We start from the raw sequence: 22,321 nt of genomic DNA, 5'->3' as shown, positions 1-22,321 counted from the left end.
CTTTAACCGCTTTTTGTAAGTCTCCACGTTCTCAATTCTGACAGAACCGTTCGCGTGCTTCCTGGACCAGCGGGATCTCGCGATGCTTGAGTCCCTTGCCTCGCCGGATGACCAGGAGCCCGCGCCGCACGGAGATTTGCACATCGGGGGTCTGGAGGGCTGCGACTTCTGAGACGCGCGGGCCTGCATAGCGAAAGAGGGTGGAGAGCGCCAGGGCCAGGCCATGATCGCGCCGAGCTGCGGTTTCTGCACAACGGCGAACCGCATTCCATTCGGTCTTAGACAAAGCAACGGGAGCCGGTTCCACGATGTCAATCATGGTTAGATGACGAAAAGGATTGGTTCCTTCAATCGTATCGAAGAAGAGCATGAGGCTAATCAGCGCCCGATTGATCGTCGTGGGAGCATAGCGTTTAGCAAGCAAGTGGTCTCGATGCGTTTTGGCATCTGTCGGCGTCGCCTCAGTGGCTTTGAGGCCAGAGTGTTCCTGTTGCAACCATGTAGCAAAGCGACGAGCATCCTGCGTATATAAAGCAGTGGTTTTCGTAGAGAGATCTGGGCGCTCTTTCAATGTCTCCTGCCAAGCAGCAATCTCGTTCCACATGATGTCTCCTTGTTATTGGCGCAGTTACATTATCGGCTGAGTTTTTGGTGAGATAGCACCCGCAACTCTGCCGATAATATACCACAAGTGGGGGAAACTGTGCCGATAATCCCTCTTTTCGGCTCAGTTTGCTTTTCTGCATTCCTCATGACAATGGAGACAGTTCAGGTGTGTTTGCGCTCACCTGGGCTGCGGACCAGCGAGGCCAGAATACCAAGCGCCGCGATCCCCGCGCAGACCAGGAACGTCGTATGGAAGCTGCCGGTAAAGACCTGCTCCAGATGAGCAGTTTGTGCTACGTACGTCTTAGTCGCCAGAAGCTGCCCTGCCGTCGAGCCGCCCAGACTCGCGAACAGCGCTCCCGCCAGCGCGATACTCAGACTCTGCCCCAGAATACGCCCGATCGCCAGCAGGCCCGATGCACTGCCCCGCTGCTCATCGGGTGCTGCCCCCAGCAACGCGCTGTTATTGGGCGATTGAAAGAGCGCCTGCCCTATTCCCGTCAGCACCAGCCGCCAGACGATATCTCCCGGCGAACTCCGCGCATCCAACTGGCTCAGCAGGACCAGTCCGCTACAGGCCAGTGTCAACCCTCCCGCAGCCAGCCAGCGTGAGCCAAAACGATCGGCCAGCACGCCGCTGAGCGGCGCCACGACGGCCAGCGTAAGTGGGACGGGCGTCAGCAGCAGCCCCGCTTGAGCCGTCGAGAAGTGGCGCAGTTGTTCCAGATAGAACGGCATCAAGAAGCTCACTGCGAACAGCGCCAGGTAACTCAAGAGCAGGCTCACCAGGGCTGATGAGAAGACCCGATGTCGCAGCAGGCTCAGCACCATGATGGGAGAACGCACCCGCCTCTCGATCAGCGGCAGCACGAGCAGCGCCAGTACGCCAGCGGTCAGCATCCCCAGGATGGGTACCGAGGACCACCCCAGCGCCTGTCCAAACGAGAGCCCCGCCGTCAGACCCGCCATCCCCAGAGCCAGCACCAGCGCGCCGAAAGGATCGAAGGCGCCCGCCTGACGAACCGTCCATCCGGGCAAGACGCGCACCGTCGCGACGATACCGATCAGACCCAGAGGTAGATTGACATAGAAGATCCCGTGCCAGCTCCAGGCCGCAAGGATCACGCCGCCCAGCGTTGGTCCGATGCTGACCCCCAGCGCGACAAACACGGCATTGAGCCCAAGCGCGCGTCCACGTTCCTGCGCCGGGAACGCGCTGGTCAACAGGGCGGGGCCGACAGACATCAGCAGCGCTCCCCCAGGCCTTGCAGACCGCGCGCGACAATCAACATGGGCAAGGTCGGAGCCGCCCCGCAGAGTGCCGAACTGACCGTGAACACCAGCAGCCCGGCCAGCCAGACTGTTTTGTGCCCGAACATATCGGCCAGGCGACCAGCGGTCAGCAAGACCGATGCGATGGCGACCAGGTAGGCAATCACCACCCATTCGACTGCGCCGCCCAGCGCAACCCCAAAGGCAGCCGCAATGGAGGGTAAGCTGATATTGACAATACTCGAATCAAGGTTCGCCATGAACACGCCCACCGCGACGAGGGCCAGAATCGCCCACTTGGACGGACTGGCGCGTTCGGAACTAGTGGGAGCGTGCCTCTCTTCAACCTGAACGCCGGTACGGGGCGTCTGCATTTCCTGTACGTTCATCGTCTCTCCCGATTGCTCGTGAGCCACTCCGTGGAGCGCTTCCACGCGACCATCAGCGGCCCTTCTGCCATCGACTCCACCTCGCCTGCCACCGCATCCAGCCATCCTCCTCGCTTCCGAAAAGAGGGAGGGGCGAGAGGGCTCGAATGGTTCCATGGTTATGAGACTCGCTGCAAGTGAAAAAACGGGTGGGTCAGAGCGGCCCGCTCAAATTCCTCCAGTGAAGATTGAGGAGTCACCCCATAGGTGCGGACAAAGGGATTGTCCTTCTTGAAGGCTTCTTTGAGCACCGGTGCCGCTTCTTTGGGAGACAGTTCCCTGGCCGTGAACGTTTCCGTGCGTCGTCCGCGCGTCAGCGTGGCTTCTCCGGCGGCCCGCAGATTGCGTACCCAGTCCACCATTCCATAGGGCGACCCCAGATAGTACTCATTCTGACTCATAAGCACAACAATTGGTGTCGTGCGTGGCAGACCACTTTTTCTCCCTAGCACCGTCAGCAGGTACATGGGATAGCCTAAGCCGTTGAGCTTGATACCTGCACGCAGTAACGCTGTTATCACTCTATTTCCTATTCGCGCAAAGCGCAGAATCTGTTGTTTATTTACCATATATATGTTTTCTTTCTTTATTGCAGCAAGCACCAGGAGCGACGAAGAAGGGTGCTCACCCATGCGGCGAACCAGTCACGCACGAACATGAAGGCGAAGCCACCGATTGCGGGGCCGCGCCTCCATGCTCGGGGATAGCGCTTGCTTAGTGCAAAACGTTAGGCATGATTGACCGCGTAGTGCAACTGAACGATGTCGTTGCCCAGGGACTGAAAACCTAACAACTTAACCTCTTGATACTGATAGCGATCCTGATCGAGCAAAAGGTTGAGCCCCTTTCCCTCCAACGCCGGGACCACATTGAAGATCAGCTCATCCACAAGTCCCTGACCTAAAAAGGCATTGTGCAGAGCGGCACCACCCGCCAGGAGTGTAGTGGTATATCCTTTGGCCTGCAGATAGGTGAGCGCTTCTTGTGGTGAACGTACCAGCTTCACGCCAGGGATTTCTTTGATCGTCTGAGAGACGACGACGATGTCTATTTCACCCATACTGCCCCCGCCGCTGGTCGCCAACTCCTCAAACGTTTTCCGCCCAACGATAAAATTCCCCGTAGCCTGGGCGCGTGCCAGGAAATCGCCGAATGCCTCCTTATGGGACGGCTTGTCTGCGCCGATTTGCGCAAAGTTCCCATTGGCTACCAATGTACCCCAAAGAATAGTCTTCATAGTATTTCTCTTTCTCTCTACAGTCAGTCAAGACATCATGCCAGGCGAGTGAAAGCGCGTACCGCCTGGATTATGCCTGGTCGAAAAAGCTGTTTGAACACAAACATACCCCTAAATCATCCATGCGCCTTCACGAGCCGACTCCTTGCTGTTCTGGCAAACTGCAACAGCTTCCTCGCAGTTTGCTAGAACAGCGGTAGGTAATATTTCTTTGAGCGGAACCACCTTCCGATGCAATTATGCTTTCCCAGCCTGGCTCGATCGTGTCAGCGCACCGATGAAGAGGAAGGTGTTCATCGGCTGCTGACCGTTGAGCGTGGTGGTTCCCGCCCTAAAGGCATTCATATGTTCGCCATCGTCGGTCACTATCGCCCAGTAGTGGAATGAGATATCACCACTGGCCTGATGGCATGTCTGTGTGGCCGGATCGAGTTCGGCGGTGTTGCCCCGAACGGCGAATGTCCAGTTGCAGCCATCTGGGGTATGGGCCAGGATGGTGCTGCGATCCTTTTTGGTGAACTGGACGATCCCCTGTTCAGGGAAGGCGGTGCCTTGGTCCGTAGCGACCACGTTCGTCAGGGTATGGAAGTCCGCTGGGTCGTAGCTAAACTTGTCGAGGAAGCGTGAGAAGGACTCGGTTCCACCGACACCGTTGACTCTGGTGCGGGAGCCGGATTTCATCGGAGCGATGAGATCGACGCCATTGGGCTGATGACTGATGGCAACGATCTCCTCGTGTTCCTTATTGCCCTCCACTGTGACCGACCATTTGATGATGTTGCCTACAGAGCCGACGGCGGGGTTAAAGCACTGCTGGGTAGTCGAGGAGAGTTCAAGATCAGTAGCAGTGACCCGGAAATTCCAGGTGCATCCCTGGTCGGTGTGTCCGTTGATAGTGCCGTTCGGACCTTCTGAAAACAGCACCCAGCCGACCTGGGGGATCTTCAATGGCAGAGGAAGTTGGGAGCCGCACTGGCCTCCACCGTCTGGACAGGCCAGCACGCCAACGTTGTTTAAGGTCGTCAGGTTGGGCTGATCGTAGTTCCAGTAGCCGAGGTATTTCTGCACGCTCGGGGCGGGCGAGGCGGAGGCCCGGGTGAGCCCGTAGGATGTGCCGCCTGCTACCGCGAAAAGGGCGACCAAGCCGAAAAGCAGTGCTATACGTATCCACGCGCGACTGCGCGATCCAGTATGGATGAGTCGTTGTGAGAATGACATGACTATACTCCTTTGAGAAAATTGTGCCTACCGCAGATAGAGCGGGAGCAATTGATACAAGTATCTATTGGTCAGTCCAATTTGATTTTGGTGTAGGGTCCAAGAAGATTTTCCCCAAAATCAAACTGGACTGACTAATAGCCAAACTTTTGGTACGATGGAATTCTTATCAGTTCCGAAAGGTGGCGGCGTGCTCGACTGCCCATTGGGCGAAGGTGAGCGCGGGGCGGCCTAGAAGCTGCTCCAGGGTAGGTGAAGACGGTTCCTGCCATCCGACGTGGTCGGCCCAATAGCCGATGATCCTGTCAGGGACATCCTCGGGCACCCCCTGAGAGAGCATGGCCTGGCGAAGCTGCTCAGGGGCCACCTCCACCCAGAGCACCTCGCGGCCGATGGCCTCGCCGATCAGGCGAGCCTTCTCGCGCTGAGTGAGGGACTGCGGGCCGGTGAGCACGTAGGTGCGCGCGGTATGCGCGGCGTCTACTAACGCCCGGGCACTGACTGCGGCGATGTCCCGTTCGTGGATGGTCAAGGTTGCCGCGTCACCGTAGACGCCGCGCACCACACCAGCCGCGCGGATCTGAGGTGCCCAGACCAGGGCGTTGGAGGCAAAGTCCGAGCAGCGCAGGATGGTCCACTGTAAGCCAGAAGCACGGGCTGCATCCTCGACCGCCTTGAAAGCGTCAGCGAAGTGCTGATACCCGACGCCGTACTCGACGGTCACAGCCGATAACACCACCACGCGCTGCACACCCTGCTCAGCGGCCAGCTTCAGCGGTTCAACAGTGGCGGCGCCAGCAGTGGCATCCCCAAGGGCTCGCGGGCTGATAAAAACCGCCTCGACGCCGCGCAAAGCCTTTGCCAGCATCTGTGGGCGAGTGGGGTCGCCTTCCACCACCACAGCACTATCGGGCAGCGCGGCGGTGGCGGGATGGCGGGTGACTGCAACAACCTCCTCGCCGGAAGCGAGCAGCAGATTGACAACTTCACGTCCGACGTTTCCCGTCGCTCCAGTAATGAAGATCATGGGAAGTTCCTTCTTATCCTTTCATAGGAAACACGCATCCGGCATCGCCTTTTTCTTCCCGAAGCGCGAGGCAAGCCCGGAGGTGTTCGTCTCAGCCCACAAGCGCCCGTTTCAAGGCTGCTAAGAGATCTCTCATACCTGCCTGCGCCACCTATGCCAACACGAAGCCATGGTAGGTACCAGGATAGACGTGCAGTTCCGTTGGCACGCCCGCTCGCATCAGACGCCGGGCATATTCCATATCTTCTTCCAGGAGCAGATCCAGGGAAGCCACGCAGATGAAGGCGGGTGGAAGTCCTGCCAGGTTCTCTGCACGGGCGGCAGCCGCATAGGGAGAAATGCCAGGCGAACCCGGCTGTCCCCCAGCAGTGCTGTCCAGCCGAACTGATTCGCCTGGGCTGTCCAGAGAAATTCGCCAGTATAGGGATGGGGATCAGCCGTGGTGACGGTGCAGTCATCGAGCATGGGAAAGAGCAGGAGCTGGAACACCAGAGGAATTTCCCCGCGATCACGGGTCAGCAGGCCAAGGGCAGCAGCTAGCCCGGCTCCCGCGCTGCCACCGCCAATGGCGACGCGAGTCGGATCGACGCCTATGTCGCTGGCATGGGTGTACAGCCACTTCAAGGCCGCATAAGAATCCTCAACCGGCCCAGGATGGGGCGTCTCAGGAGCCAGACGGTAGTCCACGGAGACGGCAGCACACCCAGCGGCTGACACCATGGTCTTAACCAGGAGATCTTCCTGCTCAGGCGCGCCCATGACGTACCCGCCTCCGTGGGTCCAGAGCAACGCGGGCAGTGGCCCCTGCACAGTGGTCGGCAGGTACACCAGCACTCGTACCTCAGGTGCCCCGATCGGACCGGGGACGAAGCGCTCGCTCACAGCAATGCCGGCAAACTCAGGGCTGCTCACAGGCTGCCTGTTCTGCTTCATCATGGTGCGGATTTGCCCCAGGGACTCTGTGGTAAATTGTACATCAGGAATATGATCAAGTGTGGGCAAAAGTTCAGGGTCAACAAGGTGTCTGGTCGTCATCGTATCTTCCTTTTCAATAGGCAAAAATGGAAAACAATAAAAGAAGAGAAACATATGTATACGTGTTACATGACCGTCAATCAAAACATCACGGTATCTTTTCCACGACGCGTAGCGCGAAGCGCCCAAAACCCTGACCGCTCTGCGCGTAAGCATGAGACTGAGCCGCCTCGCGCAGGGCAAACGCTTTGCCCACCGGTGCCCTGAGAAAGCCCTCCTCCGCCAGTTGGACGAGCTGATCCAGGGGGACTGTGGTCGTCCCACGACTGGTCACTGCCCGGATTCCGCGTGCCTGTGCCTGCGCACGCTCCTCGGGGCGAAGCGCGGCATTCGACATCAGCATCCCTCCGTCGCGCAGAGCTGCCAGCGCGCTGCTCATCGTCGCGCCAGGCCCCAGAACCACCAGATCCATCCGCTCCGCAGGGATCGTCGTAGAATCCACCACCAGTTCAGCTCCCAGGGAGCGCACAAACTCGTGATACCTCGCCGGAGCGGTGCCAATCACCCGGGCACCTTTCCATTTCGCCAGTTGTACAGCGAACAAGCCCATACCGCTGGTGGCACCCTGGATCAGCACCTGTTGTCCGGCGGTCACTCCTGCAATGTCGAAGAGCGCGCGCCAGGCGGTGACTGCGCCAAACGGAAAGGCGGCTGCCTCAAGAAAGCTCAAGGTCTGTGGCTTGCGGGCCAGGGCGCTCGCGGGAACTGAGACATACTCGGCATAGCCGCCGTGAGCAACCTGCCCCAAAACCTCCTGGCCGAGCAGTTCGGATGTCACTCCTGCTCCCACCTCTTCGACCACTCCTGCCACTTCGATGCCAGGAATAAACGGAAAGGTGACGGGCTGAGATTCTTTGAACATTCCCTGAGGGATTTGCCAATCAATGGGATGCACACCTGCGGCATAGACCCGCACCAGCGCACAGCCCTCCTCCGGGACCGGGCGAGGGGTCTCCGCCAACTGGAGCAATTCCGAACTTCCATACCTCGGAAGCAGCATGGCTTGCATCATTCGCGTCACATGAATTGACATGGTTGTTCTCCTCCTTTTCTCTTACAGGGTGTGTATCCAATTCACCAGCGCCTGTCCTACCTCCTCGGGAGAGTCCTCCTGGGGATAATGAAGCCCTCGCACGCTGACTTCTGTTTGCGCGGGCCAGGCCCGGCAAACAGCCAGAGAAGAAGGGGTCAGGTTGCCTGGATCGGCGCGCAGAAACAATTTGGGAATGGGGTGATGGGAGAGCCATTCCCCAGAGGTCGCGACAATCTCGGCGACCTCGGCAGGCTCGCCCTCAAAGGGGATCTGACGCGGCCAGGAGAGGGTAGGACGACGCCCTTCTCCAGGATCTGCAAACGGGCGGCGATACGCGTTCATCTCATCCTCGCTCAAGGTGCGCTGAATGGTCGCAGGCAGGTTGACCTCGATGAACGAGTTCTGTTCCAGGACCATCTGTTCCCCTGCCGGAGAGCGCAAGGCCTGGAAGATCTTGCGTCCGCGCTCGGGCATCTCGTTCCAGTTCATGGAAGCCACCACCCCTTCCATATAGGCGATCCCTTTCACCGCGTGCGGATGACGGTAGATCCAGTCAAAAGCCTGGGCAACGCCCCAATCATGTGCGACAAAGGTGACGCGCTCCCGAACGTCGAGCTGGTCAAGCAGCGCATCCAGGTAGCGCCGATGCTCGAGGTAGGTGTAGGAGTGGGGACCGCTGTTGGGCAACTTCGCTGAATCGCCCATGCCAATCAGGTCAGGAGCGATACAGCGTCCGAAATGCTCCAGGTAGGGGATGATGTTGCGCCAGAGGTAGGAAGAGGTCGGATTACCGTGCAGAAAGACAATCGGGTCGCCGCTTCCCACCTCTGCATAGGCCATTTGTAGTCCAAGCACCTCTTGAAACTTTTTAGGGTAAGGAAAGGTTGCGTTCATCATAAGAGTTCTCGTTCCTTCTACGAACTACTAGTCCTCTGCATGACCAGTAGTGATATCGACGGTCTGTGATCTCAAACAAGAGACGTCGGAGAAAACGTCACATCGCCAGGAAAAAGCTTCCTCTTCAACGGTGGACATCACCCGCGAGAAAGCTTTCCCCGAACGATTTACTTCACAGGGATACCTCCCTGCAAGAGCGTTTTCACTAGATCAGCAACAAACTGCTCTTGGGAAACGGGGAAGGGATTGAATCCCTGGAAGTATTGGATATAAGCATACTGATGGCAGGGACCCAGCAGCAGCGCCGCGAACGCAAACGGCTCGATCTCTGGCTTGAGACGACCCAGACGTTGCTCAGCGGCAACATAGCTGGCAACGATCTCGTAGAGTCCCAATGGTCCACGTTGATGCTCCTGCAGCCGGAGGCGAAAGTGTGCCAGCAGATCCATGTCGGCGAATAACGCCGTCGTCAATGGGAGAAGTTTTTGGTAATAACGAATGGCAGCCCGAGCGATTTCCTGGATATTTTCTTCAATGGAGCGTTCTCCAATGCGATCCTCCCCAACCACGGTGAAGAACTCCGGCTGATTTTCTTCAATGGCAGCTAGAATTAAGGCTTCCTTGGTCTCAAAATGATTATATAAGGTTCCTTCTGCGCATCCAGCAGCCTCCGCAATTTCTTTATTGGTCAGGCGAGCCAGCCCCTTTGTTTGCAGCATCCGTTCAGCCGCGTCCAAGATGTATTGGCGTGTTCTCATCAGAAAAGTCTTTCTCCTTCCAGTATCCTACGAATAAGACTGATTGGTCACTGCAAAAATATAGCACGCAATCACTCCTTCTGCTACTGACCAAAAGGACAGGTTTCGCGACCGGTCTGTTGCAAAGCTGGAAAGGGAGGCCCAGGATACCTGTGAAAACCACAGAGACGTGAGAGATTTTTTCGCGTAGACAGGCCTGCCTCAGCAAGGCGAAGTGCCTTCTTCAATTTGCACAAGTGTTCTCATGTCACAAACAGATTGCCTGTTTCGACTCGTGTATCAGGGGGTGAAGCCAGAGAACGCATGGGAACTCACGTGAGGACGGGAGCCATGGTTCTCTGCCGCTCTCAATACGGTTCGAATGCGCATAAGCGTCTGGCCACAAGGTCAGACAGAACACAACTAGAAGAGGATCTTATGAATATTATTCTGATTCTTGCGATATTGAGATATGTACATATATTTGCTGGTATAATCTGGCTTGGTGATAAGATTTCGCTTTTATATATCGTCTATCCTCTGTTAGTCAAAGGCTCTGCCGACGAGGGGCGTAGGCTTTCCATCAGTGTGCCAGCCATGATTAACCGGGTTGGCGCTATTGCGGGAGCGACGTTGATTCTGGCTGGCATCCTCTTGGGGACATTCTTCGGACGTATCCAGTCTTGGGAGCGCCTCATAGAGCCCTATGGCCTTGCTTGGATGGTTGCCCTGCTACTCACCATAGTGCTGGCTGTCGTCTCGGAGACCCGCCGCAAGATGATTGGAGAGCTATGGGATGAGGAGGGGCAGGTTAACACACGAGCAGTCTCCCGTCTAAAAATTATTCGCTTCTGGGAGTCACTGGGCTTTGTGCTGATCATTTCCTGCATGGTCTTTATGCATTTCAATTGAGAGAACCAATTGAGAATCAACCAGACAAGCAAAGCTGCCCAGAGAAGCCATGCAATTGAGTATATGGCTTCTCTGGGTTAAGAGGGCTACCGCTTGCCTTCATGAAAATCTCCTTTGCTCAGCAGACAATAGTACCGTTGTCGGAAGCCGCGAGAGCAGGGATGTGCCGCAATTTCTCAGGGTTGACGATGATATCGATTTCCTGGATTTGGGTGTCGGCATACGCCAGTCCCATGGCGAAAATCACTTCTCCCTTCTTGAAGACACGTTGATACCACACACCCGGCGTTTTGCTGTTCTCCTTCCTTTCTCGCTCTTGGCTTCGCCCTGGCTTTTCATCCAGACGTTCCTCCAGATAGCCAATCAGACCAGGTTGACCATTGATCACCGTCGGTCGGATCGCTACCTTGATCACATCGAACACGTTCTGCTGAATCCCAAGTAGAGAGTGAGCCACCTGATCTGGCCCATACAAAGGATGAGGCACCGTGCGGACTTTGCCTCCGCCATCGCTGTAGAGCATAATCTCGTCTGAGAGCACCTGCAGCAGTCCTTCCATATTGCCGTTCATCAAAGCCTGGAAAAACTGCGTAAACACCTGCCATTGCCCGGCATGGGGTGCAGGCGTGTGGGTGGGGCGCGCAGGCAGATGCCGCCGCGCTCGGTGCAGAATCTGACGGCAGTTTTCCGCGCTTTTGCCCACGATGGCTGCAATCTCTGCGTAATCGTAGTCGAACACCTGGCGCAAGAGAAAGACCGCCCGCTCGATGGGAGACAGACGTTCCAGCAGCAGGAGAAACGCGAGAGAGAGCGATTCGTTGAGCTCCGAATGTTCGGACGGATCAGTGGTTTCGATCAACGGCTCGGGGAGCCAGAGGCCAAAGTAGGTTTCACGCTGCGTTTGCGCGGAGCGCAGCCGATCAATACACCTGCGCGTCACTAGTGTGCAGAGATAGGCTTTGGGATTTTCTATCGTTTCTTTCTCTTCGGAGGCATACCACTGCAAGAATGCTTCTTGCACACAATCTTCAGCATCCATCACACTGCCTAACATATGGTATGCGATGGAAAAAAGTAACGATTTATACTGCTGGAACACCGTTTCCAGTTGTGCGACTGATCTTTTCATCGTGAAGTGTCTCTTTTGCTGGTATGCGCGCTCACCGTCAGAAGCCGCGAGCGCGCATACCAGCAAAAGAGACGTAGCCCCTTTCAGTTTAGTCTATGACATCCGATGAGCTGACTAGGGCGGCGCTCTGTCTGGAGCTTCGCTGAGCCATCATTAGCCTGGCCGCACTCCTGGCACTGGCAAAGCAAGCGTCAGCCTTTTCCCCTTCTGGGCCGACCCAATCGCCCGCGACATACAGATTGGGGAGCCCTGGAACCTCTGGACCGGGACGCCCGGAGAGACCACCAAGCCTCGCCTGGATAATGGCATTGGAGGCAATCATATGCGGCAAGAAGGACTGCTCTACGACTTCAGCACGCCAGCTGGGCTGCAAGAGATCCATCAGTGCTTCCAGCTCTTGCTGTGTGGCCTCTGGCTCCGCCGCTTCGCCAGGTTGCAAATATTTCATGAGATGGACCAGGGCGCTCCCCTCCGGCGCGAGATGTGCCGAGGCGGAATGCACCGCATAGTAGAGCGGACGATCCATGCACAGGGTGACGAGGTTCTCTGCTCTGGGGAGACGGCGCAAAGCGATATCCAGGCAGGCAACACGAGCCGGAATCGCCTGTGCAGCCCAACGGTGTAGAGCCTCGTGCGTGCCATCGGCAACCAGAGCACAGGCCGTCTCTGGATCAGTGGCAAGCAATACCGCGCTTGCTTCGACGCTGGAACCATCCGCCAGATGCATGCGATATCCTTTTCCAGCCACTTCAATCGCCTGGGCCCTGGCTTGCGTGATGAGACGGGCTCCCGCCTCCTGGGCTTTTTGTCGCAGACCATCCACCAGCGTTTGCCAGCCCCTATCCAGATAGAGGACCTGGGTAGCCAGCAGAGAGAGAAACAGACCGGCGGAGAGCAGATCAGGTGCATGGGTATAGGTTGAGATGCGTGCTCTTGCGAGAAGAAACTGGCGGACCTGCGGATGCTGGACCTGCTCTTCGAGCCATTCTTGCAGGCTTCTCTCCTGGAGATCTTCAGTGTTCAGGTGGTTGACACGACCAAGCACGCGTATCAATTCTGCTTTGGCGGCGTCTGTCAAGAAAGGTATCTCCAAGAGAGATGTTGCTTCAGTTGGCAAGGGATAGAGCTTCCCATCCACCAGTCCGAAAATTCCGGAGGGCTGTGGCAGCGAACCTCTATAGGCGACGCCAAGTTCGTTCAGCACTCGTTCACCTGGTCCATGCAGACGCAACGCATGGGCTCCCTGATTGAAAAAGAAACCGTTGCGCTCGCGGGTTCTCGCACGTCCGCCAGGGGTACTAGCTTTCTCAAAAAGCATCACGCCATGACCGGCTCGCGCCAGATAGGCGGCGGCTGAGAGGCCCGAGAGGCCGCCGCCTACAATGATCACCGGAGGTTGAGTACGTGTATGTGTCGTCATCAATCTGTCTCTTTCTAGTTGTGTTCTCTCTGACCTTACGGCCAGACGCTTATGCGCATTCGAACCGTATTGAGAGCGGCAGAGAACCATGGCTCCCGTCCTCACGTGAGTTCCCATGCGTTCTCTGGCTTCACCCCCTGATACACGAGTCGAAACAGGCAATCTGTTTGTGACATGAGAACACTTGTGCAAATTGAAGAAGGCACTTCGCCTTGCTGAGGCAGGCCCGTCTACGCGAAAAAATCTCTCACGTCTCCGTGGTTTTCATCTGGTGATGCTGAGCGGGGAAAACGGGGGGTAAAAATGTTGGGACCCTATACGCGTCAAGTTAAGTTTTGAGTATTGCCCACACTCCGGGTAGCGCCAGTTGCTGGAAAATGTGCTCCATCTGTTCTGGTGGGTAGGGCATATCAGCAGCGACCCACCATTTGAGCAAGGTGAGAAAGGTACTGGCAAGGTACTGGGAGACCACTGGCAGAGGGATAGGCGGAGAACGTCTTTCTGCATAGAGGGTGGAGAGGGCCGGTTCAATCGCTCGGCAGAGTGCTGCCTGCAAGGCTCCCCACAAGAACTCGCCCGCACGGCTTCCCATCAGCGCCCGAAACTGCTGATTCTCAGAGTGGTACGCATGCTCAAACAGTTCCAGACTTGGCACGACCCGTTGTCTTGCTGCTGCATGGGCAATCTGGCGAGTAAGCAGCTCCAACTCCTGCTCTACGATAGTGTTGAGAACATCCTCTTTATCGAAATAATGGGCATAGAAGGTAGTACGACCAATCCCTGCCCGATCCAAAATATCCTGCACCAGAATCTCATCATAGGGTTTTTCTACCACCAGTTCCGCAAAGGCAGCGTTCACCAGGCGATAGGTGCGTTGGGAACGTCGATCTGCTTTCTGCTGTTTCACTTCTGTCCCTCCTTCTTTGGCGAACAATCATGGTCAATTGTTCGGTAGAGAACGGTTTCCCTGCTTTGTGCTTGGCGGGGAAAACATTCCTTTGTACACTCTCCTCAGAATACCATATTCGGTAGCGAACATGCTATTCCTAAAACTTGAACAGAGTAGGTATGACTATTTTCAGAGCATGGTCATATGATCTTACGACAAAGGGGAAAAACACATGGAAACCTCAGTACAAAGCGCGGGATCGCAGCCGGTGGCGACGAGACTGCTCCTGGCTTGCGGTGTCATTGCTCCGCTGCTCAACAGTGTTGTCATTCTCATCCTTGGGGCCATACGCTCTGGCTACAACGCCTGGGTAGTCCCCGACAGCAACCTCGAACTGGGGGAAGGTGGGTGGATACAAAGCACCAACTACATCGTCACCGGAGCGCTCCTGCTCGCTTTTGCCATCGGGATGAGGCTGCTCCTGCGTACAGGACGTGGTTCCACCTGGGGACCCATCCTGCTCGGCATCTATGGCCTCACCTTCATCGTTACTGGGCCTATCCTTCCCGACCCGTCGCTAGGTTACCCACCAGGAGCGTCGAGCGCGCTAACCATTCACGGAGCCATTCATATCCTCTTTGGTCAGCTTCAGTTCATCTCGCTGATTGCGGCTTGCTTCGTGCTGGCACGGCGCGATGCGGCGCTCGAAAGGCGCGGCTGGTCCTGGTATTCGGTTGCTACTGGTCTGCTGGTCGCCGCCTCTGATGTCGCCTTCGTCCTCACCGCCAAATTGTTAGATGGGGGACCAACAGGACTCATTGAACGGATTGGCATCATTGGCAGCGGCATTTGGATCGCTCTGCTGGCGATCCGCCTTATGAGCAAACAGAGTTCGATAGCTTGAGCCAAGGAGAAAGATAGTATGAGTACGCCCCATCCCTTTCGTTTTGGGGTTACATTGTTTGGAGCTACCTCCAGGCAGGAATGGATCGCCAAAGTCCACAAAGTCGAGGATCTTGGGTACTCCGTCTTGCAGGTGCCAGATCACCTGGGAAACCAGTTCTCTCCCATCCTGGCACTCATGGCAGCAGCAGAGGCCAGCCGGACGCTGCGTCTGGGAACGCTGGTCCTCGACATCAATTACCGGCACCTTGCTTTGCTTGCCAAAGAGGTTGCCACGCTTGATCTGCTCTCCGAAGGACGCTTCGAGCTTGGACTGGGCGCAGGATGGATTGCTAGAGAGTCGCAGATGACAGGCATTCCTTTCGATCCCGCAAGTCAACGTGTAGGCAGGCTGGAGGAAGCCGTTCAAGTACTCAAAGGTCTCTTCTCCGATGGGCCGATGACCTTTGCTGGTCGCTCCTACTCGCTGAACGGATTTGAGGTCTTTCCCAAACCCTTCCAACATCCCCATCCCCCTCTGCTGCTCTCTGGTGGAGGGAAACGGATGTTATCGATTGCTGGCCGCTACGCCGACATCATTACCCTCAATCCTCCTGTGGCACCAGATGGCAATAGCCTTGACATGGCTGAGGCGACGACGGCTGCGACAACACAGCAAATTACCTGGATTCGCGAGGCGGCAGGAGACCGCTTCGCCCAGATTGAGCTTGGCAACTTTGTGATCGGAGGGATCAAGACGGAGAGAGAACAGCAAGGAGATCCAAGGATCACTGCGCTCTTTCGGTCTCGGACCACCGGTGAGCTGCAGTCCCCCCAGGGCATCTATACCCTGGTTGGCTCGGTAGATCAGATCTGCGACCAAGTGCTGGCGAACCGTGAACGCTTTGGCATTTCTTACATCGGTGTCTTAGAACAGGACCTGGAAACCTTTGCTCCCGTTGTCGCACGGCTCTCGGGCAAGTAAACGCAGGCGACGAGTGAAACAGGAATGATCAAGAGAGCATTTCACTCGCGCCGTGATCCGCGAGCGAAGAACAGACAACGTGAGCAAGAGAAAAACGATGTCAAACAAGGAGAAAGGAAATAAACCATGTCATCAACAACCCTGTATCGCTTGAGCGGGATCAGCTTACTCATAGGGGGCTTGTTCGCTGCTCTTGCTGCCGTTCCCGTCTTCTTCACGGGTGAAGATCCTACCAGTCCTATCGCCGCCACCGCGGCTCTGCTGCGTATCATTGGCGACATGTTGATTGTCGTAGGGTTGCCTGGGGTGTATAGCAGACAAGCCCAACGAGCAGGTCTCTTAGGGCTGATCGGTTTCCTGTTCACATTTGTCTACATCCTTATCCAGGGAGTAGTCGGTGATACCATCGAAGCCTTCATTCTGCCGTTCCTCGCATCGGCGGTCCCTTCCCTCGTGAAAGGGTCGCCCCCACAAGGATTAGTAATCTTTTTTCTTGCCGGAGGTCTACTGGGATTAGTGGGTAGCGTGTTGCTTGGCGTCACGATGCTGCGCGCTAAGACGGTGGCGCGCTGGGCAGGTCTACCGCTCATCGTTGGGGTAGTACTCAGCTTAGGCGGGAGCTTCCTGCCACCGGTGGTTGGCACGACTGGCACTGTGCTGTTCCTCCTCGGGTTGGCCTGGCTCGGTTTTGATGTGTGGTCGTCTCTACAGTCCATGAGCCAACCTGAGGGAACTCTAGAATCCTTGCAAAAATAGGTAATAGAGGTATGAATCGGCTTCCCTGGCTTATTGAGTGGATGCGGGAAAAAGCGAGGGCCGATGAAGAGATTTGCACGACATACCCTTTACAGTCCCTTTTACCTGCTTCTAGACAGGTTGGACCGGGCAATTTTCTAGAACGCAAATGCGCTCCTGCCTGTTTTTGCAGGAATCCTAGCCCTACCTCGCCAAGGTCCGAATTTTCATAAGTCAGCGTTTCATTTACTAGTCAAGGAGCTTTATGTATCAATGGCTTGTCTTCGCCCACGTCCTGGGCGTCTTCGGCTTCCTGCTCGCCCACGGCACCGCCGCTGCCGTTGCTTTCGCGCTACAGAGGCAGTGCGAGGTTGGGCGCGTTCGGGTCCTGCTGGACCTGTCCAGGTGCGTCACCACAGTCGCCAACGTCTCCCTGCTGGTGCTACTCGCCGCCGGCATCACCGCAGGCTTCATGGGCAACTGGTGGGGCCAGGGCTGGATCTGGGCCTCCCTGGGCCTGTTCATCCTGATGGGCGTCACCATGACGCTTCTCGGCTCACGTCCGCTCAATCGTCTCCGTCAACTCGTGCATGCCGACAATCCATCGCGCTCGGAGACGGTCAGTTATTTGTCCCTGGACACATCTGCGGAAAAGCAGCTTGCCGTTCTGCTCGCTACCATCCATCCCTGGCTTCTCACCGTGATTGGCGGTGGCGGCTTAGTCTTGACCCTCTGGCTGATGATGTTCAAGCCGTTCTAATCGACAACGGGGTTAGCGCATCCCAGCCTTACCGATGTTTTTCTTTGTCAAGGGGGAGGACACCGACGGCTTCATTGCATAAAAAAGGCGCACCCTCCCTCTTTCTCCCAGATCAAATGCTTGTTGGGAGAGTTTGTCCATCTTCGAGGGCGTTGGAGCAGGCATACTATTTATGCGTCAGCCACCTGCTGCTGCTTGGAGGAAAGCCTTTCCTTCCTCTTGTGAGGGGAGCCGGATCGGCTTCGTACTTTTCCATCCAATGGTTTCCAGGTCTTCTCCCATCTTCAGGCGTACGAGCTCACCCCTCACGAATTCACGCGTTTTCAATCCAGCTCGATTCTGTGCCCCAATTTTTCGTGACCACACGACAAACTTCAACGCCACCTTCTCTGGCTCAGCATACCGATCTGCCTTATGATGGGTCAGAACGTGCCAGACCACGACCAGGAGTTTGCGGGCAATGGCCACAATCGCTTTGTTTTTTCCAAGCCGAGTTGAGAGCCGATCAAATTGCGCTTTCCAATGGGGATGATGCTCGACGGCTGTCCATGCGGCCTCCACCATGGCCATACGCAGCTCCCGTCTCCCTTGTTTGGTAATCGCCCCCGTGCGATACGTTTGCCCACTGGCATGCACACTAGCCCCTAGCCCCGCGTACCCCACCAGGTGCTTGGCCGAAGGAAACCGCGTGACGTCACCAATGGCTGAGAGGAGAACCATGGCGATGAGGATGCCGATGCCTGGCAGCTGGACCAGATAAGGAACCTGGTTGGCCCACTGCTCCGTCGAGCTCAGACGGGACAGTTCCACTTCCACTTCCTCAAGTAAAGGGATCAGGTTGGTAAGAATGGTGAGATCTTGCCGGACCCGCAACTTCTCTGAAACGCTTAGTGGCAACCCGTTCCACCATTGCTGCTGTTTCGCCGCAAAGAGTCCTCCCTCCGGCGGCGCGATGTTGTGCCGATGCAGGACGCTCTGCAAACGGTTGCGAGCCTGCGTTCGTTGCACGATGAGACGACGGCGATGAGCAACCAGTGCACGTAACTCTCGGACCTCCTCTGGAGGAACCCACACGGCTGGAATGAGCCCTGCGGCGAGCAAGCGGGCGAGATTGAGTGTATCACGGGCATCCGTCTTGACTCGGGCAGCACTAATGAGTTTCACAAGAAGAGGATGGGCAATCGTGACGGAAGCAACGAGAGGCTGTAATCGGTCGTAAAGATCCCAAGCGTTGGTGGTTGCTTCTAACACAACTGCGTCTGTAGAGTAAAGATGGGTAGGGGACCACTCCTCAAACTGATCAAACGACATCCGTTTCGGTGACAGCACGATATGCTGTTGGGCATCGAGCGCTCCGACGACAACATACTGTTTGTGAACATCAAGTGCAACAAAACGAGAACAAATGGGAGAATTGCTCATGATCCCTCCAGTCTCTTTTCCTTGCTTTCCCTGGCTCGTCATGGCTAACTTGATCTCTCGAGAGAGCGTGTTCTTGAGGGCAGTGGTGTACACACACCGATACGGGCTTCGCTCTGCGGCGATCCCAGTTAAGTAGAGCCGCGGGGGACAGTCAAACAGCGTAACGGGCTTGAGATCCCATAAGGAAAGCCGACCGTCCCTCTCGCCACACGCCTCAAGGCGTCCCCGCTGACCTAACAAGATTAGGATACCAGGGACAACGCTCTCTTGCAATGACATGCTAACAGCGTTGTTTTTCGTTCCGTTAATACTCAAGGGCCAAAATGGCGCAGAGCTGAAATGAGGAGCAATTCCTCCGAAGACTTCAAGTAGAACTATATACTTGAAGTCTTCGGGAAGCACTTCTCTCTTGCGCGAAAAGACGTGGCAAAGAAAGTTACTGGTTCTGTAGTGGTAAAGGCCTGATATTGGCTGTGTTTCCACCATCGGCAGCGATCTCCGTTCCCACAACGAAGGAGGAGTCCGAGGAAGCGAGGAAGAGTGCAACCTTTGCCACTTCCTCTGGGCGACCCATGCGTTTGATTGGCACCCGGCTGGCAAACATCTTGTGCAGCTTCTCAACGACCTCTGGCGGATTACCTGCTCGCTCCAAAATGGGCGTCTCGATTGCCCCGGTGGTGATCGTGTTGACACGGATGCCATGCCCAATGAGTTCGGCTGAGAACGTACGCGCCAGGGAGTGCAGCGCCGCTTTGCTGGCAGAATACACAGAAGTGCCAGCCATTCCCACCAGCGCACTGACCGAACCAGTGAGAATAATCGAAGCCTGATCGTTCAACAAGGGCAACGCCTTCTGAATTGTGAAATAGGCCCCTTTAAAGTTGGTGTTCATTTGCTCATCAAAGAACGCTTCATCCGTCTCAGCAAGTGTCCTGTTGCCAGTGATGCCTGCATTGACAAACAAGATATCCAGGTTGCCAAAGGTCTCCCGCGTACGTGCCATCAAGTTATCAAGGTCACTGAGCCTGGTCACGTCAGTGGGGACTGCCAGAACATCAGATCCCAGTTGGGTCGCGACCGCTTCGAGCCTCTGGCGATCTCGTCCTGAAAGCACAACTCTGGCTCCTTGCGCGTGAAATTCTCTTGCAGTCGCGAGACCAATGCCGCTACTTCCACCAGTAATTAAGGCGACTTTTCCCTGTAGTATGCTCATAGCACCCTTTCCTTTCAAGAAATGAAAAAACAAACAAGTCTCTCGATGGAGTATCTACGCCAGATGCAGAACTGCTTTCCCTGTGAATTGTCTTCGCAGCAAGTGTTGCGCGATCTCACCGATGTCGTGCCAGGGTGCCTCAACCTCAATAGATGTGTGTAGTTTTTGCTCGGCCACCAGTTGCGCGAGCCAGGCCAGATCTTCGGAGCGGGGGCGATTATCAAATTCTGCATACATATTCAGTACATAGATAGTCGTTCTCCCGGCGCGGATGAGGCTCATGAAATCTATGGTGGTTGATGAAGATACTATCCCACCGCATCAGCGCAGCACGATTCATTTCCTCTTTCACCCGGATGTTTACAGACGCTCCACGATGCCTCCAGAGGCACGCGCACAGTGGCAACAACACGCGTTTTCTGGCATCCAGCTCTTCAAACGGCAGAACGTGCTCTCGCAGTACGATGCCTGGTATAAGCAAAGCGTAGAGCAGTGGTGTGAGATTCCCGGCTTTCAAGAATACTGGGAAAAGGCGCGAACTGCCACCAGACAGGAGGTGGCGCCGACAAAGCTTGTGTTTGCGCGTATGGCGACAACCGGCGAGCTGCTCCCTATACGTCTACGATATATGCAGATTGCCATCAGCGGCAAAACCTCTCCGGCGGTCGCGGCATTGTTGCCGGACGATGAGGCGGCACGGGCCGTGTTTGCCTCGTTCGACAGTGTGGCTTCGTAACCTTTCGTCGGTTGCTTGACTGAAGACAGCATGGCTTCTCTGGTGGAGGGAAGCCCAGAATAGATAGTGTTGGCACATTGCCACCTGCTGAGATGAGCCGAAAATGCAACCTTTTCAGGCATTTCTTGGCGCATCTCTCAGATATCTTGGCGAATGAGTCGTGAGAGTTGACGGAAAAGGGAAGTGAAAAAGGAAAAAAGGTTCCTTACGGCGCCGCGCCAGATTATGTGAGAAAGCCGATTCGCTGGGAGCGCTTGGCTGTGTGGCAAGTTTTCTGAGGAACAGTACATTTTACATGATAAATGACACAGCTTGAAGAGGCTGAGCATCAAAGCGTCGCATCTGCTGTTTGGCGTTGGAAACCTGGCAAAAATCGAAGAGCGCGAGCACAAAAGAGTTGAGCACCGCAAGGGTGTGAGGAGTAGACCCCTTGCGCACTTGGCACGCATCCTCACCCAGGGCGACATCCCGGCGTAATGGAGGCGGTTTTCAATGGCCCAATGGTCTCTGATGAGCGCTAGCAGGCGCGCTGGCGGCGCCTGGCGTATCGAGAGACTACTCATTCCATACACCACCTCGTGGCGGATCTTTCCTGCTGCAAGAATGTGAGTAGTCCGCTGGAGCCGAAAGACTTGCTCGATCCCTTCCCAGTCCTTGCCCAACCAGTCATTGAGATCTGGACTCGAGGTGATCTGACGATGTTCCAATCGCCCATGCCCTTTGTCCCACGTTTCTGCCTGCATCCAGCGCCGTCGATCAGGGGAGGGGTCTTCGAAGAAGTCCACCAGATCCTCTCGCAGCGTTGGGTGATTGCCCTTCGCAATCAGGATGTAGTCTCCTGCCAGGCGATGAATCTGGGCGCACAGTTCCCGCTGGGTATGTATGGCATCGAAGGTGAGGATACGACCACTGACCCATGAGGGAGCCAACAAGGGCTTGAGAGCACTGATCTCATTTTCCTTGTCCTCGACATTGCAGTGCCACAGCACGATCCCCGTTTTCACCTCATAACAACTCAGTTGATGAACCGGGTGCGCCCCTTTACTTGTCGCTCGCAAGGTTTTGCCATCAACAGCAGCCTGCGAATGATCAACCTGAATGCCTGGAGTCAGGAGACGACTGGGTTCCTTCCCACAGCGCGCTTGGGCTTCCCACCGCGTGAAAAAGGCGGAGAGCAGTTCGTCGAGCTGCTTGCCATCGACCCTGGCCAGGACATTGCAATAGGTCATCTGGCAGGGCATCTTCCGGTAGCGAAGCCCAAAGCGTTGTGACAAAGATCCTCGATGATGACGGACCCACTCGGTGGCCGCGCTCAAACTCTTTTGCCCAGCGAGCTTCGCGAGCACAAGCAGAGAGAGGACCAATGCCAATTCGTATCGTCTCCCTTGTCTGCGCCTTGGATCGGAGAGCGCTTGCAAGGTCTGGTACAGCGAGTTCACAGGAAGTGTTTCTCGGTCATGTTCAGCTCGTGGTGAAAGCATCAATGTGGTATAGTCCATGCAGAGTTTTCCTTTGGAGTGGTTTGGTTTTGTATTCTACAAGGAAAACTCTTCTTTTTTACCTTCTTTGATGAGAAATGGAAAGCCCTGCCTCTGTGCCAATGACAGTTGACAGATGGGAACATTCTGTGCTAAGCTTCAAGCATCTTTTCAAACAGCTACCAACAAGGATCGTGATGCAGCCATGATGAAACCACTTCACCTCTTCCTGACCTGCCTCATACGCGTCCTTGCTCACTCTACCGGTGT

At 55.9% G+C, this 22,321-nt stretch carries 23 protein-coding genes and 1 pseudogene; 6 read left to right on the top strand and 18 right to left on the bottom strand.

Annotated elements, in window-relative coordinates; genetic code table 11:
* Positions 1-31 precede the first annotated feature (31 nt).
* The 11 genes and pseudogenes from JMJ16_RS09280 to JMJ16_RS09235 form a co-directional block, all read right to left on the bottom strand.
* On the bottom strand, positions 32-604 hold the full coding sequence (locus tag JMJ16_RS09280) for a site-specific integrase (protein ID WP_201380578.1): 573 nt from the start codon (positions 602-604) through the stop codon (positions 32-34).
* A gap of 164 nt (positions 605-768) precedes the next feature.
* Positions 769-2,096: pseudogene (locus JMJ16_RS09275) on the bottom strand (MFS transporter); the annotation flags it as partial.
* Positions 2,097-2,425: 329 nt separating this feature from the next.
* Positions 2,426-2,875 carry a nitroreductase family deazaflavin-dependent oxidoreductase gene (locus tag JMJ16_RS09270; RefSeq protein WP_201380576.1) on the bottom strand — a complete coding sequence of 150 codons (450 nt, stop codon included), beginning with the start codon at positions 2,873-2,875 and terminating at the stop codon, positions 2,426-2,428.
* 158 nt (positions 2,876-3,033) lie between these two features.
* Entirely contained in the window at positions 3,034-3,543 is a 510-nt protein-coding gene (locus JMJ16_RS09265; protein ID WP_201380566.1) for a dihydrofolate reductase family protein, read from the bottom strand.
* 237 nt (positions 3,544-3,780) lie between these two features.
* On the bottom strand, positions 3,781-4,761 hold the full coding sequence (locus JMJ16_RS09260; protein ID WP_201380564.1) for a hypothetical protein: 981 nt from the start codon (positions 4,759-4,761) through the stop codon (positions 3,781-3,783).
* A 169-nt stretch (positions 4,762-4,930) separates the two neighbouring features.
* The gene (locus tag JMJ16_RS09255) at positions 4,931-5,788 is read right to left on the bottom strand and encodes an NAD(P)H-binding protein (protein ID WP_201380562.1); all 858 of its coding nucleotides are present in this window, start codon (positions 5,786-5,788) and stop codon (positions 4,931-4,933) included.
* A gap of 151 nt (positions 5,789-5,939) precedes the next feature.
* Positions 5,940-6,068 (bottom strand): alpha/beta hydrolase, encoded by a 129-nt coding sequence (locus JMJ16_RS56870; protein WP_374228994.1) that lies wholly within the window; start codon positions 6,066-6,068, stop codon positions 5,940-5,942.
* The gene (locus JMJ16_RS09250) at positions 6,008-6,823 is read right to left on the bottom strand and encodes an alpha/beta hydrolase (RefSeq protein WP_201380560.1); all 816 of its coding nucleotides are present in this window, start codon (positions 6,821-6,823) and stop codon (positions 6,008-6,010) included. The genes JMJ16_RS56870 and JMJ16_RS09250 overlap by 61 nt, the downstream gene beginning before the upstream one ends.
* Positions 6,824-6,911: 88 nt before the next feature.
* Entirely contained in the window at positions 6,912-7,856 is a 945-nt protein-coding gene (locus JMJ16_RS09245) for an NADP-dependent oxidoreductase (protein ID WP_201380554.1), read from the bottom strand.
* Between the two features lie 21 nt (positions 7,857-7,877).
* Entirely contained in the window at positions 7,878-8,753 is an 876-nt protein-coding gene (locus tag JMJ16_RS09240; protein ID WP_201380552.1) for a haloalkane dehalogenase, read from the bottom strand.
* A gap of 167 nt (positions 8,754-8,920) precedes the next feature.
* Positions 8,921-9,511 (bottom strand): TetR/AcrR family transcriptional regulator, encoded by a 591-nt coding sequence (locus JMJ16_RS09235; RefSeq protein ID WP_201380550.1) that lies wholly within the window; start codon positions 9,509-9,511, stop codon positions 8,921-8,923.
* 417 nt (positions 9,512-9,928) lie between these two features.
* Here JMJ16_RS09235 and JMJ16_RS09230 point away from each other — a divergent pair, with 417 nt between their 5' ends.
* Positions 9,929-10,402: a hypothetical protein gene (locus tag JMJ16_RS09230; protein WP_201380548.1), complete on the top strand. Its 474-nt coding sequence runs from the start codon at positions 9,929-9,931 to the stop codon at positions 10,400-10,402.
* Between the two features lie 118 nt (positions 10,403-10,520).
* On the opposite strand, the gene JMJ16_RS09225 is transcribed toward JMJ16_RS09230, so the two are convergent.
* The 3 genes from JMJ16_RS09225 to JMJ16_RS09215 all read right to left on the bottom strand — a co-directional run bounded on the left by JMJ16_RS09225 (position 10,521) and on the right by JMJ16_RS09215 (position 13,858).
* On the bottom strand, positions 10,521-11,531 hold the full coding sequence (locus JMJ16_RS09225; protein ID WP_201380547.1) for an RNA polymerase sigma-70 factor: 1,011 nt from the start codon (positions 11,529-11,531) through the stop codon (positions 10,521-10,523).
* Positions 11,532-11,619: 88 nt separating this feature from the next.
* On the bottom strand, positions 11,620-12,951 hold the full coding sequence (locus tag JMJ16_RS09220; RefSeq protein ID WP_201380545.1) for an NAD(P)/FAD-dependent oxidoreductase: 1,332 nt from the start codon (positions 12,949-12,951) through the stop codon (positions 11,620-11,622).
* A 328-nt stretch (positions 12,952-13,279) separates the two neighbouring features.
* Positions 13,280-13,858, bottom strand: a complete 579-nt coding sequence (locus JMJ16_RS09215) for a TetR/AcrR family transcriptional regulator (RefSeq protein WP_201380543.1) — start codon at positions 13,856-13,858, stop codon at positions 13,280-13,282.
* Positions 13,859-14,072: 214 nt separating this feature from the next.
* Here JMJ16_RS09215 and JMJ16_RS09210 point away from each other — a divergent pair, with 214 nt between their 5' ends.
* From JMJ16_RS09210 to JMJ16_RS09195, 4 genes are all read left to right on the top strand, one after another.
* A complete protein-coding gene (locus JMJ16_RS09210; protein WP_201380536.1) occupies positions 14,073-14,744 on the top strand; it encodes a DUF998 domain-containing protein in 672 nt (223 codons plus the stop codon).
* Positions 14,745-14,762: 18 nt separating this feature from the next.
* Complete coding sequence (locus JMJ16_RS09205) at positions 14,763-15,707, top strand: TIGR03621 family F420-dependent LLM class oxidoreductase (RefSeq protein ID WP_201380534.1); 945 nt, start codon at positions 14,763-14,765, stop codon at positions 15,705-15,707.
* A 126-nt stretch (positions 15,708-15,833) separates the two neighbouring features.
* Positions 15,834-16,463 (top strand): hypothetical protein, encoded by a 630-nt coding sequence (locus JMJ16_RS09200; protein WP_201380532.1) that lies wholly within the window; start codon positions 15,834-15,836, stop codon positions 16,461-16,463.
* Positions 16,464-16,707: 244 nt separating this feature from the next.
* Entirely contained in the window at positions 16,708-17,202 is a 495-nt protein-coding gene (locus tag JMJ16_RS09195) for a hypothetical protein (RefSeq protein ID WP_201380530.1), read from the top strand.
* Between the two features lie 177 nt (positions 17,203-17,379).
* On the opposite strand, the gene JMJ16_RS09190 is transcribed toward JMJ16_RS09195, so the two are convergent.
* The 3 genes from JMJ16_RS09190 to JMJ16_RS09180 form a co-directional block, all read right to left on the bottom strand.
* Positions 17,380-18,624 carry an IS110 family transposase gene (locus tag JMJ16_RS09190; protein WP_201380529.1) on the bottom strand — a complete coding sequence of 415 codons (1,245 nt, stop codon included), beginning with the start codon at positions 18,622-18,624 and terminating at the stop codon, positions 17,380-17,382.
* A 436-nt stretch (positions 18,625-19,060) separates the two neighbouring features.
* Positions 19,061-19,837 carry an SDR family oxidoreductase gene (locus tag JMJ16_RS09185; RefSeq protein WP_201380527.1) on the bottom strand — a complete coding sequence of 259 codons (777 nt, stop codon included), beginning with the start codon at positions 19,835-19,837 and terminating at the stop codon, positions 19,061-19,063.
* 54 nt (positions 19,838-19,891) lie between these two features.
* Positions 19,892-20,119 carry a hypothetical protein gene (locus tag JMJ16_RS09180; RefSeq protein WP_201380525.1) on the bottom strand — a complete coding sequence of 76 codons (228 nt, stop codon included), beginning with the start codon at positions 20,117-20,119 and terminating at the stop codon, positions 19,892-19,894.
* On the opposite strand from JMJ16_RS09180, the gene JMJ16_RS09175 reads away from it, so the two are divergent.
* A complete protein-coding gene (locus JMJ16_RS09175; protein WP_201380523.1) occupies positions 20,118-20,573 on the top strand; it encodes a hypothetical protein in 456 nt (151 codons plus the stop codon). The genes JMJ16_RS09180 and JMJ16_RS09175 overlap by 2 nt on opposite strands.
* 137 nt (positions 20,574-20,710) lie before the next feature.
* Here JMJ16_RS09175 and JMJ16_RS09170 read toward each other — a convergent pair whose 3' ends face one another.
* Positions 20,711-22,072: an ISAs1 family transposase gene (locus JMJ16_RS09170; RefSeq protein ID WP_201380521.1), complete on the bottom strand. Its 1,362-nt coding sequence runs from the start codon at positions 22,070-22,072 to the stop codon at positions 20,711-20,713.
* Positions 22,073-22,321 lie beyond the last annotated feature (249 nt).

It is taken from the genome of Ktedonobacter sp. SOSP1-52, assembly GCF_016587395.1.
This window is presented reverse-complemented; position numbering and strand designations above follow the sequence as displayed.

What these genes read in the sequence shown, in the direction of transcription:
- JMJ16_RS09280 (WP_201380578.1), bottom strand. Translation starts at nt 604, where the DNA reads ATGTGGAACGAGATTGCTGCTTGGCAGGAGACATTGAAAGAGCGCCCA.
- JMJ16_RS09270 (WP_201380576.1), bottom strand. Translation starts at nt 2,875, where the DNA reads ATGGTAAATAAACAACAGATTCTGCGCTTTGCGCGAATAGGAAATAGA.
- JMJ16_RS09265 (WP_201380566.1), bottom strand. Translation starts at nt 3,543, where the DNA reads ATGAAGACTATTCTTTGGGGTACATTGGTAGCCAATGGGAACTTTGCG.
- JMJ16_RS09260 (WP_201380564.1), bottom strand. Translation starts at nt 4,761, where the DNA reads ATGTCATTCTCACAACGACTCATCCATACTGGATCGCGCAGTCGCGCG.
- JMJ16_RS09255 (WP_201380562.1), bottom strand. Translation starts at nt 5,788, where the DNA reads ATGATCTTCATTACTGGAGCGACGGGAAACGTCGGACGTGAAGTTGTC.
- JMJ16_RS09250 (WP_201380560.1), bottom strand. Translation starts at nt 6,823, where the DNA reads ATGACGACCAGACACCTTGTTGACCCTGAACTTTTGCCCACACTTGAT.
- JMJ16_RS09245 (WP_201380554.1), bottom strand. Translation starts at nt 7,856, where the DNA reads ATGTCAATTCATGTGACGCGAATGATGCAAGCCATGCTGCTTCCGAGG.
- JMJ16_RS09240 (WP_201380552.1), bottom strand. Translation starts at nt 8,753, where the DNA reads ATGATGAACGCAACCTTTCCTTACCCTAAAAAGTTTCAAGAGGTGCTT.
- JMJ16_RS09235 (WP_201380550.1), bottom strand. Translation starts at nt 9,511, where the DNA reads ATGAGAACACGCCAATACATCTTGGACGCGGCTGAACGGATGCTGCAA.
- JMJ16_RS09230 (WP_201380548.1), top strand. Translation starts at nt 9,929, where the DNA reads ATGAATATTATTCTGATTCTTGCGATATTGAGATATGTACATATATTT.
- JMJ16_RS09225 (WP_201380547.1), bottom strand. Translation starts at nt 11,531, where the DNA reads ATGAAAAGATCAGTCGCACAACTGGAAACGGTGTTCCAGCAGTATAAA.
- JMJ16_RS09220 (WP_201380545.1), bottom strand. Translation starts at nt 12,951, where the DNA reads ATGACGACACATACACGTACTCAACCTCCGGTGATCATTGTAGGCGGC.
- JMJ16_RS09210 (WP_201380536.1), top strand. Translation starts at nt 14,073, where the DNA reads ATGGAAACCTCAGTACAAAGCGCGGGATCGCAGCCGGTGGCGACGAGA.
- JMJ16_RS09205 (WP_201380534.1), top strand. Translation starts at nt 14,763, where the DNA reads ATGAGTACGCCCCATCCCTTTCGTTTTGGGGTTACATTGTTTGGAGCT.
- JMJ16_RS09200 (WP_201380532.1), top strand. Translation starts at nt 15,834, where the DNA reads ATGTCATCAACAACCCTGTATCGCTTGAGCGGGATCAGCTTACTCATA.
- JMJ16_RS09195 (WP_201380530.1), top strand. Translation starts at nt 16,708, where the DNA reads ATGTATCAATGGCTTGTCTTCGCCCACGTCCTGGGCGTCTTCGGCTTC.
- JMJ16_RS09190 (WP_201380529.1), bottom strand. Translation starts at nt 18,624, where the DNA reads ATGAGCAATTCTCCCATTTGTTCTCGTTTTGTTGCACTTGATGTTCAC.
- JMJ16_RS09185 (WP_201380527.1), bottom strand. Translation starts at nt 19,837, where the DNA reads ATGAGCATACTACAGGGAAAAGTCGCCTTAATTACTGGTGGAAGTAGC.
- JMJ16_RS09175 (WP_201380523.1), top strand. Translation starts at nt 20,118, where the DNA reads ATGAAATCTATGGTGGTTGATGAAGATACTATCCCACCGCATCAGCGC.
- JMJ16_RS09180 (WP_201380525.1), bottom strand. Translation starts at nt 20,119, where the DNA reads ATGAGCCTCATCCGCGCCGGGAGAACGACTATCTATGTACTGAATATG.
- JMJ16_RS09170 (WP_201380521.1), bottom strand. Translation starts at nt 22,072, where the DNA reads ATGGACTATACCACATTGATGCTTTCACCACGAGCTGAACATGACCGA.